At 46.8% G+C, this 14,985-nt stretch carries 14 protein-coding genes and 1 riboswitch; of the genes, 10 read left to right on the top strand and 4 right to left on the bottom strand.

Annotation, left to right across the window (positions count from 1 at the left end; all coding sequences use genetic code 11):
- Nucleotides 1-223: 223 nt before the first annotated feature.
- The 3 genes from DF182_RS01390 (at nt 224) to DF182_RS01380 (ending at nt 3,983) form a co-directional block, all read left to right on the top strand.
- Nucleotides 224-1,441 (top strand): YdcF family protein, encoded by a 1,218-nt coding sequence (locus DF182_RS01390; RefSeq protein WP_113613904.1) that lies wholly within the window; start codon nt 224-226, stop codon nt 1,439-1,441.
- A 79-nt stretch (nt 1,442-1,520) separates the two neighbouring features.
- Nucleotides 1,521-2,441 (top strand): NAD-dependent epimerase/dehydratase family protein, encoded by a 921-nt coding sequence (locus DF182_RS01385; RefSeq protein ID WP_113613903.1) that lies wholly within the window; start codon nt 1,521-1,523, stop codon nt 2,439-2,441.
- 71 nt (nt 2,442-2,512) lie between these two features.
- Nucleotides 2,513-2,625: riboswitch (SAM riboswitch) on the top strand.
- Nucleotides 2,626-2,804: 179 nt separating this feature from the next.
- Nucleotides 2,805-3,983 (top strand): trans-sulfuration enzyme family protein, encoded by a 1,179-nt coding sequence (locus DF182_RS01380; RefSeq protein WP_113613902.1) that lies wholly within the window; start codon nt 2,805-2,807, stop codon nt 3,981-3,983.
- Here the strand turns inward: DF182_RS01380 and DF182_RS01375 are convergent.
- Nucleotides 3,934-5,145, bottom strand: a complete 1,212-nt coding sequence (locus tag DF182_RS01375; RefSeq protein ID WP_113613901.1) for a dicarboxylate/amino acid:cation symporter — start codon at nt 5,143-5,145, stop codon at nt 3,934-3,936. The two genes, DF182_RS01380 and DF182_RS01375, sit on opposite strands and share 50 nt — an antisense overlap.
- Nucleotides 5,146-5,208: 63 nt before the next feature.
- Here DF182_RS01375 and DF182_RS01370 point away from each other — a divergent pair, with 63 nt between their 5' ends.
- On the top strand, nt 5,209-8,313 hold the full coding sequence (locus tag DF182_RS01370; RefSeq protein ID WP_113613900.1) for a TIM-barrel domain-containing protein: 3,105 nt from the start codon (nt 5,209-5,211) through the stop codon (nt 8,311-8,313).
- Between the two features lie 81 nt (nt 8,314-8,394).
- Here the strand turns inward: DF182_RS01370 and DF182_RS01365 are convergent, their stop codons facing one another.
- Nucleotides 8,395-9,147 (bottom strand): SDR family NAD(P)-dependent oxidoreductase, encoded by a 753-nt coding sequence (locus DF182_RS01365; protein ID WP_113613899.1) that lies wholly within the window; start codon nt 9,145-9,147, stop codon nt 8,395-8,397.
- A gap of 117 nt (nt 9,148-9,264) precedes the next feature.
- Here DF182_RS01365 and DF182_RS01360 point away from each other — a divergent pair, with 117 nt between their 5' ends.
- Both DF182_RS01360 and DF182_RS01355 read left to right on the top strand, forming a co-directional pair.
- A complete protein-coding gene (locus tag DF182_RS01360; RefSeq protein WP_113613898.1) occupies nt 9,265-9,636 on the top strand; it encodes a winged helix-turn-helix transcriptional regulator in 372 nt (123 codons plus the stop codon).
- 119 nt (nt 9,637-9,755) lie between these two features.
- On the top strand, nt 9,756-10,085 hold the full coding sequence (locus tag DF182_RS01355) for a NirD/YgiW/YdeI family stress tolerance protein (RefSeq protein WP_113613897.1): 330 nt from the start codon (nt 9,756-9,758) through the stop codon (nt 10,083-10,085).
- A 10-nt stretch (nt 10,086-10,095) separates the two neighbouring features.
- Here DF182_RS01355 and DF182_RS01350 read toward each other — a convergent pair whose 3' ends face one another.
- Entirely contained in the window at nt 10,096-11,067 is a 972-nt protein-coding gene (locus DF182_RS01350) for a sulfite exporter TauE/SafE family protein (protein WP_211327019.1), read from the bottom strand.
- A gap of 305 nt (nt 11,068-11,372) precedes the next feature.
- Here DF182_RS01350 and DF182_RS01340 point away from each other — a divergent pair, with 305 nt between their 5' ends.
- A complete protein-coding gene (locus DF182_RS01340; RefSeq protein WP_113613894.1) occupies nt 11,373-12,659 on the top strand; it encodes a hemolysin family protein in 1,287 nt (428 codons plus the stop codon).
- Between the two features lie 11 nt (nt 12,660-12,670).
- On the top strand, nt 12,671-13,534 hold the full coding sequence (locus DF182_RS01335) for a pirin family protein (protein ID WP_113613893.1): 864 nt from the start codon (nt 12,671-12,673) through the stop codon (nt 13,532-13,534).
- Between the two features lie 67 nt (nt 13,535-13,601).
- On the opposite strand, the gene DF182_RS01330 is transcribed toward DF182_RS01335, so the two are convergent.
- Nucleotides 13,602-13,886 carry a hypothetical protein gene (locus DF182_RS01330; RefSeq protein ID WP_113613892.1) on the bottom strand — a complete coding sequence of 95 codons (285 nt, stop codon included), beginning with the start codon at nt 13,884-13,886 and terminating at the stop codon, nt 13,602-13,604.
- Nucleotides 13,887-14,159: 273 nt separating this feature from the next.
- On the opposite strand from DF182_RS01330, the gene DF182_RS32505 reads away from it, so the two are divergent.
- Together DF182_RS32505 and DF182_RS01325 are read left to right on the top strand one after the other, a co-directional pair.
- Entirely contained in the window at nt 14,160-14,336 is a 177-nt protein-coding gene (locus DF182_RS32505) for a hypothetical protein (protein WP_153259987.1), read from the top strand.
- Between the two features lie 3 nt (nt 14,337-14,339).
- On the top strand, nt 14,340-14,945 hold the full coding sequence (locus tag DF182_RS01325) for a hypothetical protein (protein WP_147243309.1): 606 nt from the start codon (nt 14,340-14,342) through the stop codon (nt 14,943-14,945).
- The last annotated feature ends 40 nt before the right edge of the window (nt 14,946-14,985 follow it).

The raw sequence follows: 14,985 nt of genomic DNA, 5'->3' as shown, positions 1-14,985 counted from the left end.
AAAAGAGTCAATGTCACTCTTGGCGCCGTGAAATTAAAGCATTTTCCGTATTGCAGCTAAAAGGGACTTATGATGAATATGATTATAGATATTTAATTTTAAATTATGGATATATGTATAGTGATTATAATAGTATTATTATTTTTTTAAATTCTATATAGATCTAAATGTAATTTAAAGGTAATTTGTACTTTGTCCCCTGATTCCAAAGAAACAGCTTATTATGAAGAAATATTTGTGGATGTGGCTTTTTATATGCTTAGGTATACAAACCACCACAGCCCAGGACCCCGGCTATCGTTTGCTAAACGAAAAAAATGTAATACAGAACAGGAACTTCTACCTGTTTACACTACTGGAACAACTCCCGGCTGTAAACAGGCTGCTGCAACAGGATACCGCCATGCAGCGTGTCAATATCATCTACCAGCAGCGCCTGCAGTCCGCCACGGCTTTGAGGAGCCTGTTGCTCGACGAGCCCACAATAACCCGTTTGGCAACCTACTGGCCGCAGCTGTTACAACAACATCCCGCGGTAATGGAAGAGCTGTTGAAACATATGCGTGCCTCCGGTTTCTTCCAGCTGTACGCAGCTGAACCGGATACTGCCATCCTGGCCCGCGCCTGGAAAGATGCCGCCAGTGGTGTCAACTATATCATCAATGCCTATACGACCAACAAAGGATTCCGTTATCCTAAAATAGATTCAGCTGCTTTTTATGTTGCCAGTCCGGCCTATCAGCAGGCAATGGGCCAACTCCTGAAAAGTACCAGCCACAAAGACCGTCGTAGCACTTTTTTCTTCCAGCCTGCATTACATGCGGCCATCGGACTGCTGCTACTCAATAAGCACGACGAGTGTGCCCGCTATGAGCCATTGGATAAAACTAACAGCGAAGCATATACGAAAGTTAAAACAACAGACTGGAACAAATATACTTACACCGCCCTGCTTATCCCTGGTGCAGGCCCCGGTAATAACGATCCTATCAGTGATGCCGGTAAAAGCCGTTGCCGCATTGGTGCCGAATTGTACCGCAAAGGCAGTGCACCCTTTATCATCGTATCCGGTGGACACGTGCATCCTTATGGCACGCCATACGCGGAAGCGGTGGAAATGAAAAAATATATGGTCAATGAACTCAAAATACCGGCTGATGTTATAATGATAGACCCATACGCCAGACATACTACTACCAACGTCCGCAATGCCGTGCGCATAGCCTGGAAAAGCGGAATGCCCCTGCAGAAAAGAATGCTCTGCGTATCGGATGCTCTCCAGACCTACTATGTGGCCAGCAGCACCTTTACCAAACGCTGTCAGGATGAACTGGGGTATATGCCTGCTGCCGACCTTCAACAGGCAGATCTGTACTACCTGTCTTTCCTGCCCGACCTCAAATCCCTGCAGGCAAATGCTATGGACCCTTTGGACCCGTGAAAAAGTTTCGTTATCTTAAAATATAATCAGCACCTTCTTCGTCTTTCAAACAAATCACACACATAAAACAATTAACAAAATGTATACTATCCTTGGTGCCGGTGGCGTAATCGCAAACGAGCTGGCCAAAGAACTGGTTGCAAACGGAAAAAAAGTCCGCCTGGTGAGCCGCTCTCCCAAATCTACTGCCGGTATTACAGACCTGGTTTCTGCAGATATCACAAATGCAGAACAAACTCGTAAAGCAGTAGCCGGTTCTGCAGTGGTATTCCTCACCGCTGGTCTCAAATATGACCATAAACTCTGGGCCGCTACCTGGCCCGTTATCATGACCAACGTGATCAATGCCTGTAAAGCTACAGGTGCCAAACTGATCTTTTTCGATAACGTATATTCTTACGGGTTAGTTAACGGCCCCATGAAGGAAGATACCCCCTACAATCCCTCCAGCAAAAAGGGTAAGATCCGTGCTGCTATCGCCACCCAACTGATGAACGAAGTAAAAGCTGGTAATATCACTGCATCTATCGCCAGAGCAGCCGACTTCTACGGTCCCGGTGCCGACAAAACAGGTTTCCTTAACCTGCTCATCATCGACAAGTTCAGGAAGAAAAGCACCGCTATGTGGCTGGGAAAAGATAATGTAACTCACAGCTACACCTACACACCGGACGCCGGCAAAGGGCTTTACCTGCTCTCTCAGGATGATTCCTCCTGGAACCAGGTCTGGCACCTGCCTACTACCAACCCGGCACCAGACGGAAAAGGATATATGCGGATGATCGCACAACAGATGGGCGTAAAACCCAACTACCTGAAACTGGGAGGCTTCCTCATCCGCCTCTCCGGCCTCTTCGATACCACTATCAAGGAGCTGGGAGAAATGCTATATCAGAATAATTATCCCTACATCTTTGATTCTTCCAAATTCGAAAAACACTTTAATATGAAACCTACTTCCTATGAAGAAGGAATCAAACAGACCATTCAATTTGAATAGTCTACTAAAATTGTAGGAAATAAATTTGGTGGTTTGGATTTCTGTCCTATCTTTGCACCAGTTCTTTTAATCGCTTATCAAGAAAGGAGGAGGGAAATGGCCCGATGATACCTTAGCAACCTTCATTACTACCATGATGAAAGGTGCTGCATCCATCCCGGTAACACACCAGGAAAGATAAGTCTCTGTAATTTCTGAGATTTTATTTAGATATTGATATATCTGAAATGCAGCGTCGATACCAGTTATCTTCGCTGCATTTTTTTTATCCCTCAATAGGCTGCTCCCGCTCTCCCCACTCCTGATAGGCGCTTCTTCAGAACTTGTTTTTCATTATTTCATCAAACTAAAAAACAAACAAAGATGAGCACCATCACTGAACTGATCCATTCTATTCCCGTAGACCCGCAAACCGGCGCTATTGCAGTGCCTATCTACCAAACTTCTACCTTCGTGCAGGATGCACCAGGTGTCAACAAAGGTTACGACTACGCCCGCACCAACAACCCTACCCGGGAAACAGCAGAAAAAATTATTGCAGGTCTGGAAGGAGGGGCAGCCGCCTCGGCTTTCTCCAGCGGCCTCGCCGCTATCGATGCAGTCATCAAACTGCTGAAATCCGGCGATGAAATTGTAGCCGTAGATGATATCTACGGTGGCGCTTTCCGCCTGTTTAATAAAGTATATGAGAAATTCGGTATCCGTGTAAAATATGTAGATACAGCCGATACGCAGGCTGTCTTTAACGCCATCACACCTGCCACCCGCCTGATATGGCTGGAAACACCTACCAATCCTACACTGAAGATCTCTGATATCGCTGCTATCGGCTTCATCGCTAAAACACATAACTGTCTTTTCTGTGTAGACAATACCTTCGCTTCACCGGTATTGCAACAACCATTACTACTCGGCGCTGATCTGGTAGTACACAGTGCTACCAAATACCTGGGCGGCCATAGCGATCTGATTGCAGGAGTGGTAGTGTCTAAAACGCCTCAGCTGGGAGAGGAGATCAAATTTTATCAAAATGCCTGTGGTGCTATCCTGTCGCCCTTCGACAGCTTTCTGTTGATACGTGGCATCGAAACACTGCACCTGCGCATCAAACAACATTGTAGTAACGCACAGACTATTGCGGAATACCTGGAGCAACATCCGGCGGTAGACAAAGTATTTTACCCCGGCCTGCCTTCACATCCGGGACATGCGCTTGCAAAGCAGCAGAGTAAAGGCTTTGGTGGAATCATCTCCTTTACTTTAAAAGATGATCGTGCTGCTGCTGCCACCGCTTTTGTGACCGCTACCCACTATTTTAAACTGGCAGAAAGCCTCGGTGGCATTAAAAGTCTGCTTTGTCACCCCGCTGAAATGACGCATAAATCCATCCCTGCAGAAAAAAGAAGGGCTGCCGGGGTAAGCGACAGCCTGATACGTTTATCTGTTGGATTGGAAGAAGCAACCGACCTGCTGGCCGATCTGGAACAGGTGTTTAAGAAGTTGCCGCAGCCCGCTTTGGAAGAAAGCGCGTTACCAGCATAGCGGCCACATTGTCTCCCGTCGCATTGAGGATGGTTGCCAGCGGATCCACCAGGGTACCAATCACCATCAGCGGCGGGAGCGCCTCCGGCGGAAACTTATAAACAGACATCACCAACAGTTCGCCGATATAGCCACCATTGGGGATGCCGCCTTCCACAATACTCACAATCACCGTGATGCCCAGTGCCATCACAACGGTTTCCACACTATCGAAGCCTTTGCCAAACATGGAGAATACCACGGCCATCTTAATGATGGAGCTGATGCTGGAACCGTCTTTATGTAGGGTAGCGCCCAGCGGTACTACCACATTGCCAATAGACGGAGGCACGCCCATACGGTGTACCGCTTCCAGATTGGCCGGAATGGTAGCAATGCTGCTACCCGTGCCCACAGCAGTCAGGGTAGGGATGATATTGTTTTTCCAGAAAGTCTGAATGCCTCTGAAACCACCGGCCACAAAGGCATAGAAGCTGAAGCCCACAATAAAATAAACGGTACCGAAACCATAGTAGATACCTAAAGAATGTGCATAGGTCCCAAAAAGTTCGGGTCCTACAGTGCCCACCTGGTAAGCGAAATACGCGCCCAGGCCCACAGGGGCCACCTTCATCAACAGTCCGAGGATATCTTTCATAACTTCATTACCGGAGTGCAGAAAACGCCGGAAAGAGGCGCCCCTTTCTCCCGCACGCATGGCGGCCATACCTGTCAGTACCGAAAAAATAATGAAAGGCAACATGTTTTTCCGCGACAGCAGCTCATAAAATTCGCTGACCGTCAGCAGCCTTGTCAGCTGATCTCCGAAAGTACCGGTGCTGGCGGGTTCCTCCATATGCACCAGCGTCACCTGCTGATGGATCGGGAATATCCACACCGCCACAATCGTGAAAAACGCCGCTATCAGCAGCGTACTCAGAAATACCAGGGACATGACTCCCAGTACTTTACCCAGCCGGTGCGACGCATCAATATGTGCGATAGCTGATGCGATGGCAAAAAATACCAATGGTATCACAGTCGTAAACAACAGATTCAGAAATATATCACCTATTGGTTTGATGATCGCCACTTGTTTGCCCAGTACCAATCCTGCGATAGTACCCGCTATAATCCCGCCTAACAGCCATAAAATGCCACGGTAATTTTTGATGAATTCCATAGAAGGAAATTTATTCTTCCGGAAAACTAGTACATTTAGCTCACTTATTTTTAAATGTGAACAATGAACAGGATTTCGCTGAAACTAATGGCGATAGGGTGCCTGCTGGTAGCCCTTTTCGCCGCTTCCTCCTTTAATGCCTCCGCTCAATACCGGCTCCGGTTTAACGGTGCCAGCAATTTTGTGGAACTCAATGGAAAAGACCTCCCGCCGCCTTACACCGTGGAATGCCTGGTAAGTCGGAATAAAGTCACTACCTATTCCACACTGCTGACCGCCGGCGACTACGAGAGCGGTATCCGCCTCGAACAATACAACAACACCAACAAAATAGGACTGACCCAAAAAGGGAAGTTCGATGTGCTGTTTGACTACGAACTGCCGGTAGGTAAACTGACGCATCTGGCGCTGGTCGCTGATAGCACAGGTACCTCCCTCTATATCGACGGGAAGTTTATACAAAAGATAGATAAAACCATCCCGTTGCCCCGCAACCAGATAGGGCTGGACGCAGATGGTTTTGGTACGCTCAACGCCACGGTGGATGAGCTACGCATGTGGGATACTACGCTCGCCCCGCAAACCATTGCCCGCCTGGCTTTTAAAGCGGTAACAGATAAAGATCCTGCCTATAACCACCTGCTGCATTACTACACCTTCGATGAAGGCAGTGGCAACGTGGTAAAAGACCATAAAGGAACGCTTAACGGAAAAATATTTCTGGCCACCTACGAAAAAGTATATCCGTTGGACATCGCCATCACCAACATCGTGGCGCCGCTCAACGGAAAAGACCACTTCTCTTCCAAAGAGCCGGTTATCATCCGTGTAACCAACCTCGGTACCCGGCCGGTAGCTGCACCTGTGAAGATACAGTACACACTGGGCTATGGCAGCCCGGTTAAAACAGTGACGGTCCCTTTTAATACACAGCCGCTGCCACCTTATGCCATCCGGGATATACAGCTCGAAACAGCTGATCTGTCTGCCAAAGGCATCTGGCCACTGGAAGTGAGAGCGATACTGCCCGGTGATGAAAACACCGGTAACAATACACTGTCTACTCACCTGTTACTGAAAAAGGTGCCGCTCACCGATATCAAAAAAGTCGTGCAAAAGCCCGGTATCATTGATTTTACACTGGGTAATGCTTTTGTGCAGCTGCAATGGGCTGCAGAGGATATATACCGGCTGCAGGTCAATTCCAATGGTAAGTTTGAAGCGGCCACACAAAACGGTATTGTGGTATGGAACGGTGATAAACCGGTAGCCTACACCCTGAAAGACCGGAAAACATTTTATGAAATCAGTACTACCAAGGTAACGCTGTATGTTTATAAAGCACCTTTTCGTATAGCCATGTACGATAAGGCAGGTAAGCTCGTGATGGAAGAAACAGCGCCGCTGAGTATGGGAGAATACGCTACGCAGACACTGCGTCGTGGCCCGCAGGACCACTTTTACGGTGGTGGTATGCAGAACGGCAATTTCTCTCACCGCGATAGCATCGTTAATATTCGCAATAACTTCGGCAACTGGGGAGCGAACACCACCTCCAATCCGGCGCCGTTTTTTGTCAGCACTGCTGGTTATGGCATCTTCAGAAATACTTTCAATAAAGGCACTTATGATTTCCGGGATACTGTTGTGCTGCAGCATGAAGGCTATTCCCTGGATGCCTGGTATTTTTACGGACCTTCGCTGAAGACAGTGCTGGAACAGTATACACATGTTACCGGCCGTCCTTTTATGGTGCCGCGTTGGGGACTTGAGTTTGGTGATGCTGACTGCTACAATAAAAAAGGCGTTACCGGTGATGTGATCAAAAAAGTGGCGGAAAAATACCGCGAACAAAATATACCTGGTGGCTGGATACTACCCAATGATGGTTATGGATGTGGCTACCAGGGCCTCGACACAGTGGTGCAGCGTTTGCATCAGCTGGGCTTCTACACTGGTCTGTGGACAGAAAACGGCGTAGAAAAAATCAAAGATGAAGTGGGCCGCCTGGGTACCCGTTGTATGAAGCTGGACGTGGCCTGGGTCGGTCCGGGTTATAAATGGGGCCTCGATGGCTGCCGCGCTGCTTTTAACGGTATCGAGCAAAATGCGGATGCCCGTGGTTTTGTATGGTGTGTGGCCGGCTGGGCTGGTACACAGCGTTATGCTACGGTCTGGAGCGGTGATCAGAGTGGCAACTGGGAATACATCCGTTTTCATATCCCTACTGTGATTGGTAGTGGTCTGTCGGGTTTTAACTACGCTACCGGCGATGTGGATGGTATTTTCAAAGGCAGCGCCAAAACGTATGTGCGTGATATGCAATGGAAATGTTTCACCCCGGTGTATATGGCTATCAGTGGTTGGGCTAAAGCCAACAAACAACCCTGGGCCTACGGTGAGCCCTATACGGCCATCAACCGCAAGTATATGCAGCTGAAGATGCGGTTGACCCCTTATATGTATTCCTACTGCCGGGAAGCTTATGAATCAGGTACGCCTGTATGCCGGGCCATGGTACTGGAATATCCGAAGGACACCATTACGTGGGGCCGTGAAACCCAATACCAGTTTATGAGCGGACAATACCTGCTGGTAGCACCTGTTTATAAAGACGAAGAAAAACGCGACAGTATCTATCTGCCGGCAGGGCAGTGGACAGACTTCGACAATGGTACCGTTTATCAGGGTGGCCGCTGGCTGAATGATTTTGCCGCTCCTCTGGATAAATTACCACTGTTTGTAAAACAAGGTGCTATCATTCCTAAATACCCGGCCATGCTGTATGATGCGGAAAAGCCCAAAGACACACTCACGCTGGAGATTTATCCTGGCGCTGACGGCCACTTTAAACTGTATGAAGATGATGGCGCCACGCTGGCTTATAGGAAAGACAACGCCTATGCCTACACGAATATTTCATCTGCTACTGCCGGGAAAGAAATACGGATAAAGGTAGCGGCTTCCACCGGTACTTACCGGGGACAGTTGCCTCAGCGGAGCCTGAAGCTGGAAGTATTCTCCAATACTCGCCCCAAGGCGGTAACGTTAAACGGCAAACCGTTGCGCTGGTCATTTGACGCGACCTGCAAAAAAGGTTGCATCTTCATCGACGCGGGTATCCTGGATATCCGCCAGCTTGCTGATATCCAGCTGACGATTGAATAATGCTACTCAAATAAAAACGAAGAAGCCGTCCCAGAATGAAGGGACGGCTTCTTCGTTTTTTATAAACTCAGGAGGGCATCATCAGAATGGGTGATGACGTAATCCACCATCCACAGTGGCTACGGTGCCAGTGATATATCGTGCGCGGGGCGATACCAGGAAAACGGCCATGTTGGCCATATCCTGTGGTTCACCGAAATCACCCAGCGGGATGGCTTGTGCAACGAATTTACTGCGTTCTTCTCCCGGGAAGAAGCGGCGTATATTGTTGGTGTCTATGAGTCCTGGCTGCAGGCTGTTGACCCTGATACCATGTTTGCCAAGCTGTGCGGCCAGCTGTTTGGCCCATACAACGCCGGCTGCTTTGACTACTGCAGAAGCATTTACTTCCCTTAATTCATATGAACTGGAGATGTTCAGAATAGCTCCCTGTTTGCGTTCTATCATATGAGGCAGGAGTTGTTGTGTGAGCTGACGATGCCTGTCGAAGTCCAGTGTCATGGCTGCGGACCATTCATCATCCGGACCAACAACATCCAGCGGACGGCTTCGGCCCGCATTGTTGATGAGAATATCAACCTGTCCCAGGCTGGACAGTGCTGCAGTGGCAATTTTCTCAGGTGCATCCGGCGCAACGAAATCCTGTACTAACAGTATCGGCTCTACGCCGCCGGCAGCTATTACTTCTTCTTTAAGACTATTCAGTAAATCTTCGTTTCTTGCTACCGCTAAAACTTTTACACCTTCGGTAGCTAATTCCTGAGTGATGGCTCTTCCGATTCCCTGACTGGCGCCGGTTACTATAGCGGTCTTTCCCTTTAAATACAAGTCCATAATTCTTCTTTTTTTTGATTCAAAAATCCTGTTCTGAATTTTTATGCAAAGTAAATTGTTGTGATTAATTTTATAGATTGTGTAATCATTTGTACGCTACGAACAAACATGTAAGTAATGGCCGCCAGAAAGAAAAATTCTACGTATACTCTTAATGAACAATCACTTATCGAATGTGATCTTAGTTTCGCTGTGAACAAGATAGGAGGACGATGGAAACTGCAGATCATCAGTATGCTGGAAGATGGAAAACACAGATATGGTGAGATAAAGAAGGAATTTTCACATATTACAGAACGTATGCTGACCTTGCAATTACGGGCTTTGGAGGAAGATGGAATTATCAAGCGTACCGTCTATGCAGAGGTGCCACCAAGGGTAGAATATGAACTTACAGAAGCCGCATTGGACCTGGTTCCGATTTTAAAACAACTAAGCGAATGGGGCGGCAGAAACCGGCCTCCTCAGTCATCTCCGCCTCTAGTATAATCTATGGTATCAGGCAGTCCTCGCTGTATATCGTAATTTCCGCTCATCAAGTAATCATCTCCCATCAGAACTATCACCGTTCAAAACTGTTTAGCAGCTAACAAACCAACAGAATTTGTATGAAGTGTCTGTTATTTTGTTTGTTGTTGCCATGTTTATTTTTTCAACATAAGCAGTATTATACAATCGGTGAGGTATTAAAAAATGCCCGTCAGCTTACTCACGACAGTGTGACGGTTAAGATCCGCGGATATATTACCGGGAAGGCCAACAGGTCAACTTATCTTTTTGAAGACAGAACAGCAGAAATAAAAGTGGATATCCCTGATAAATTTCTCCCTTCCAAACCCTTTAATGACAAGGATGAAGTGATCATTGAAGCGCTGGTGCAATATGAAATAAACAAGCCGGTCACCCTGATGGCAAACCGGCCTGTTATCAATGATTAGTTATTGATGATTATAGTATTTTAAAGAGGAAAGTATAAATACTCTTGATGCTGGCAGCGATTACGATCACGGCTACCGCCACCATGATAGTTTTAGCAGATATTTTATTGGATACTCTGGCCGCTATCGGGGAAGCGATGGCGCTGCCGATCACCAGTCCCAGTACGGCATCCCAATGTACATAAGACAAAGCAGCCACAAAGGTGAGGGAGCTCAGCATTGCAATAAAAAAGCGGGTAGCCTTCACCGTGCCCAGAGAAAAACGGGGATGTCTGCCACCGGCGATGAGAGAAGACAACACAATAGATCCCCAGCCTCCGCCGCCAATTGCATCGATGAAGCCGCCACCAAAGCCCAGAAACCCAATCCGTTTTATTTTTTTAGTGACGTGTTTTTCTTTTTGTGCCCTGATGGCTCTTTTGAAGATAACAGAGCCCAGTATCAGTGTATACAGGGAAACGACCGGTTTGGTATACATCGAATAATGCTCCAGGGAAGAAAGGAGATAGGCGCCGATGACTGCACCGGTAATACCTGGTATGATCAGTATCTTAAATAGCTTTTTATTGACATTCCCCATCTTGAAGTGCATCCATCCGGCAATTCCGTTACTGAGTATCTCGGAAATATGTACTGCCGTGCTGGCTGATGCGGGCGGTATGCCCATGCTCAATGAAAAAGTGGTGGACGTGATGCCGTAAGACATACCGATGGCGCCGTCAATCATGGCAAAAATAAATCCGGCAATCAGAAAATAATAAAAGGTAGCAGGTACATCTTCAACATGTGTCCTGAATTCCGGAACCAGGTACCATACCAATGTAAGGGTGATGGCAAGGAGTATAAAGCCTGTCAACCAATATATCCATCGCTGCTTTTTCACCGCAGTACTGTCGGCAACGGTACTTCTCACAATCAGTGGTGGTAAGGCCGCTTGTTCTGCCGGCGCCGTGGTGACGAGTGTTTGTGTTTCTTTCTCCATTTTATTCCCAACCAAATTCTTCACAAAATACATAAACTCTATGAAATTAGTAGACTATATAACATATTTTTTTGGGAGAATGTTTACGCTCACCAGCAGAAAAGCGTATGGGAAACGGTTACCTATATATCAATATTATCAGGGCAAACCAGTGAAAAGCAGATCCGGAAGATGTTTTATTTACTTGCTGAAATCCTTTACCGTACTGATTTTTGAGGCTTGGGCGCGATGCCTGCTGATGAGAAAAAGCAACACATCATAATTGATTTGCCTATATTTGGCTTTGCGAACCAATTACCATATACATGCTTTTGCAAGTTTTTCTGACTTTTTTTCTTGTTTTATTAAATGGGTTTTTTGTAGCGGCAGAATTTGCCATCGTTAAAGTACGTTCTTCACAGATTAACAGTAAAGGAGGCCTGACAAGAGCTTCCACCGCAGCTAAACATATTTTAAGCAATCTTGATGGATACCTGGCTGCCACTCAGTTGGGAATCACCCTGGCCTCTCTGGGCCTTGGATGGGTGGGAGAGTCAGTTGTTACTACGCTGATACTCAGGCTGATGGAGACACTGCACATCAGTATCACTGAAACCGCTGCCCACAGTATTGCCATTCCGGTTGCCTTTCTGACTATTACCATACTTCATATCGTTTTTGGTGAGCTGGCGCCTAAATCCATGGCCATCCGCAAGCCACTGCCTACCACGCTCGCGGTGGCACTGCCACTTCGTTTCTTTTTTGTTATTTTCAGACCCTTTATCTGGCTGTTAAATGGCCTGGCTAATAGTATCCTCCGTCTGGTGGGATTAACGCCCGTAGGTGAGTCTGAAATTCACTCTGAAGAGGAATTGAAACTCATTATCTCCGAAAGCCAGGAAGGTGGCGCCATTGAAGAAACCGAACGCGAGCTGATTCAAAACGTCTTCGAGTTTGATGACAGCCGTGTAAAAGAAATCCTGACACACCGCAAAGACATCTCTGCCCTGGATATCAGCCAGCCTTTCCAGCAGCTGGTAGACCAGGTGATCAAAGATGGTTATTCCCGCTATCCGGTTTACAGCAATTCGCTCGACGAACTGAAAGGTGTTATCTATACCAAAGATCTCGTTAGAGGGGTACTGGAAAAAACACTCAACAATATCCAGGACATTCTGAAACCTTGTTTTTATGTGCCCGACAGTATGAAAATCAAGGACCTCCTGCGTACTTTCCAAAGCCAGCGCCTGCAGATGGCCGTTGTGACCAACGAATTTGGTGATACCGAAGGAATTGTAACCATGGAAGATATCCTGGAAGAACTGGTAGGAGATATCCAGGATGAACACGATCAGGAAACTCCTATCGTGGAGAAAAAAGAGGAAAATATCTACCTCGTGGATGCCCATGAATATCTCGCAGATATCAACGAACTGCTGCCGGTGCCACTGCCGGAAAGCGAACATTATGAAACGCTCTCCGGTTTGATAAACTACACCCATGGTAACATCCCAAGGGAAGGAGATGTACTGATTATTGAAAACTATGAAGTGCTGATTCTGAAGATGTTCCGAAGCTCTGTTGAAAAAGCACGTTTAAAGCTGATCCGATAAAAACTGTCAATATGGAAAAGAAAATCCTGCATGTGCTGGAAGGCCGGGAGAAACGGATTACAGACACAGAAGTGGTAAGACAGTCACTGCCTACGATGCAGTTTCGTTTTGCTAATCCATTTATTGTGGTGCACCATATGCCCGCAAAATACTTCGCACCGGGATCACCGGAAGACAGACTGCATCCCCATCCGCACCGCGGTTTTGCTCCGGTAACGTTTATGCTGCAGGGGCAGGGCTATCACCGCGATAATGCCGGCAACGCCATGACGGTTACCGCCGGTGATGTACAATGGATGTTTGCAGGTAAAGGGATACTCCATAGTGAAGGCCCTTCAGAAGATTTTCTCAGAGAAGGCGGTACCTATGAACTGCTGCAGCTCTGGTTCAACGTGCCAGCCGCCCGCAAAGGCGAAAATCCATATTATCAGTATATAAAGGGTACAGACATGCCTCCTGTAGCTCAGGCTGATGGGGTATCGCTCACCCTCGTCAGCGGCGACTACGAAGGTAAAACAGGCCCGCTGCAGAATTATACACCCATCACTGCCATCTGGGGTAGCATACAGGCTGGTAAAAAGGTAACGTTAAAGGCTACACCGGGTTACTGGACTTTATTGTACGCAATAGACGGACAAATCACCGTCAACGGAACTACTGTAGATGGATACCATCTGGTAGTATTTGATAAGGACGATGCCAGCCCGGACATACAGATCACCGCCAATGAAACAACCCGCCTGCTTTATCTCTGCGCAGAGCCTATCAACGAGCCCATAGCGGCCAAAGATAATTTTGTGATGAATACGGCTGAAGAAATAGAACAGGCTTTTGCTGACTATAAGAATGGACTCTTTGGTACGCTGGAAGCCTGACGTATAGCACTCATATAAGAATCTTGCATAAAAAAAGCCCTGGCAAAACCAGGGCTTTTCAGTTAGTTTACATGATGGCATTCTGTTTTCGCATAGCATCTCTGTTTTGTTTCTTCAAATCCTTTTTTTTGTCCTTCATTTCCTTCTTTTTCATTTTCATACTTTCGGGACTAACAGTATCCCGCACTTTGGGAGGAAATGTGTCCTGAAATAGTTTCAGGCCACTTGACTGTTTTACCAGTTCATTTTCATCCACTGGGTTGGCTTGTAATCGACGGTCCAGGTTACTCTGCAACAGGAAGAATACGGCCAGGACCATCAGCAGCCCGATTGTAGCCGGAAGATTCTTCATAAAAACAATTTTAATACCGGGGAATGCATGACAGATATCGTGCTGAATTTAACCCTGCAGGGGTAGGGCATGGTATAATGTCCTGATAATAGTTGAGTTGCGACTGCAAAAAAACATGATGCAGAGGCTGATCCGCGGTCATAGTGTGGATTTTGACGGTCATTAAGTGGAAGCCCTGAGACAGGAGCAGCCAGTATCCCTTTATGCCCACCAGACCACCAGTAAGGCACTGCTTTTGTGGCATTTTCTGTATTGATCATCAAATCTCAGATTATGAAAAATACGAGAAACGAAAATACCCATCAAAGTAAACAACAACCTTTTAGCAATCTGCCTAAGCCGGAAATCAGAGACAACCTCGACAGCCGTAAAAATGAAGAACAGGATTTTAAAGGAAAAGATACCACCCACAACCGTAAAGAGCATAAATCTGATAAGCACAAACATTAAATAATGAAATCCTTACAGCCCTGGTGGCTAATGGTTCTTTTAATGATACTCGCAGCGGCCTGCGGTGGCGGGAATAAGAAAAAGAACCAGGAAAATAAGATGCAGCACGCTATGCCTGAAAAGAAAATTACATTCAGCATGGACACTACTTTTCACGAATATCATTTCAGTATTTTTACCCGTGGTGATGCTACCATGAGAAATCTTTATGTAGGCATAGGATCTGTCAAAGACACTACCAGGGCCGACACCGTGGTGGAAAAAGATATCAAAGGTACTATTGCCAATGTAACAGTGGCCGATCTGGATAATGATGGAAAACCAGAGGTATATGTGTTTACTACCTCTTCTGGCACCGACCAGTACGGAAAAGTATACGGACTGGCCATCCTGGGTAGGCGTGCTGTGGAAATCAATACGGACGCGATCGACAGCCTGGCGGAAAAAGATTACAGAGGCCGGGATTCCTTTTATGTAAGCGGAAAGGAACTGGTTCGTACTTTCCCGGCTTTCCGGGGAGATGAGGAGGTTGAACTAAAATCAGACTCCATACGTATGGTACGCTACAAACTGATAAAATCCGGCAATACCTATGTACTGAAAGAATAAGGGCTGACCAGTTAAATGATCAGCCCTCAGCTTTTATGAA

The sequence above is a fragment of the Chitinophaga flava genome, from assembly GCF_003308995.1.
Taxonomy (GTDB): domain Bacteria; phylum Bacteroidota; class Bacteroidia; order Chitinophagales; family Chitinophagaceae; genus Chitinophaga; species Chitinophaga flava.
Note: the sequence above shows the minus strand (reverse complement) of the source record. Positions and strands in the feature narration are given on the sequence as shown.

What these genes read in the sequence shown, in the direction of transcription:
- DF182_RS01390 (WP_113613904.1), top strand. Translation starts at nt 224, where the DNA reads ATGAAGAAATATTTGTGGATGTGGCTTTTTATATGCTTAGGTATACAA.
- DF182_RS01385 (WP_113613903.1), top strand. Translation starts at nt 1,521, where the DNA reads ATGTATACTATCCTTGGTGCCGGTGGCGTAATCGCAAACGAGCTGGCC.
- DF182_RS01380 (WP_113613902.1), top strand. Translation starts at nt 2,805, where the DNA reads ATGAGCACCATCACTGAACTGATCCATTCTATTCCCGTAGACCCGCAA.
- DF182_RS01375 (WP_113613901.1), bottom strand. Translation starts at nt 5,145, where the DNA reads ATGGAATTCATCAAAAATTACCGTGGCATTTTATGGCTGTTAGGCGGG.
- DF182_RS01370 (WP_113613900.1), top strand. Translation starts at nt 5,209, where the DNA reads ATGAACAGGATTTCGCTGAAACTAATGGCGATAGGGTGCCTGCTGGTA.
- DF182_RS01365 (WP_113613899.1), bottom strand. Translation starts at nt 9,147, where the DNA reads ATGGACTTGTATTTAAAGGGAAAGACCGCTATAGTAACCGGCGCCAGT.
- DF182_RS01360 (WP_113613898.1), top strand. Translation starts at nt 9,265, where the DNA reads ATGGCCGCCAGAAAGAAAAATTCTACGTATACTCTTAATGAACAATCA.
- DF182_RS01355 (WP_113613897.1), top strand. Translation starts at nt 9,756, where the DNA reads ATGAAGTGTCTGTTATTTTGTTTGTTGTTGCCATGTTTATTTTTTCAA.
- DF182_RS01350 (WP_211327019.1), bottom strand. Translation starts at nt 11,067, where the DNA reads ATGGAGAAAGAAACACAAACACTCGTCACCACGGCGCCGGCAGAACAA.
- DF182_RS01340 (WP_113613894.1), top strand. Translation starts at nt 11,373, where the DNA reads ATGCTTTTGCAAGTTTTTCTGACTTTTTTTCTTGTTTTATTAAATGGG.
- DF182_RS01335 (WP_113613893.1), top strand. Translation starts at nt 12,671, where the DNA reads ATGGAAAAGAAAATCCTGCATGTGCTGGAAGGCCGGGAGAAACGGATT.
- DF182_RS01330 (WP_113613892.1), bottom strand. Translation starts at nt 13,886, where the DNA reads ATGAAGAATCTTCCGGCTACAATCGGGCTGCTGATGGTCCTGGCCGTA.
- DF182_RS32505 (WP_153259987.1), top strand. Translation starts at nt 14,160, where the DNA reads ATGAAAAATACGAGAAACGAAAATACCCATCAAAGTAAACAACAACCT.
- DF182_RS01325 (WP_147243309.1), top strand. Translation starts at nt 14,340, where the DNA reads ATGAAATCCTTACAGCCCTGGTGGCTAATGGTTCTTTTAATGATACTC.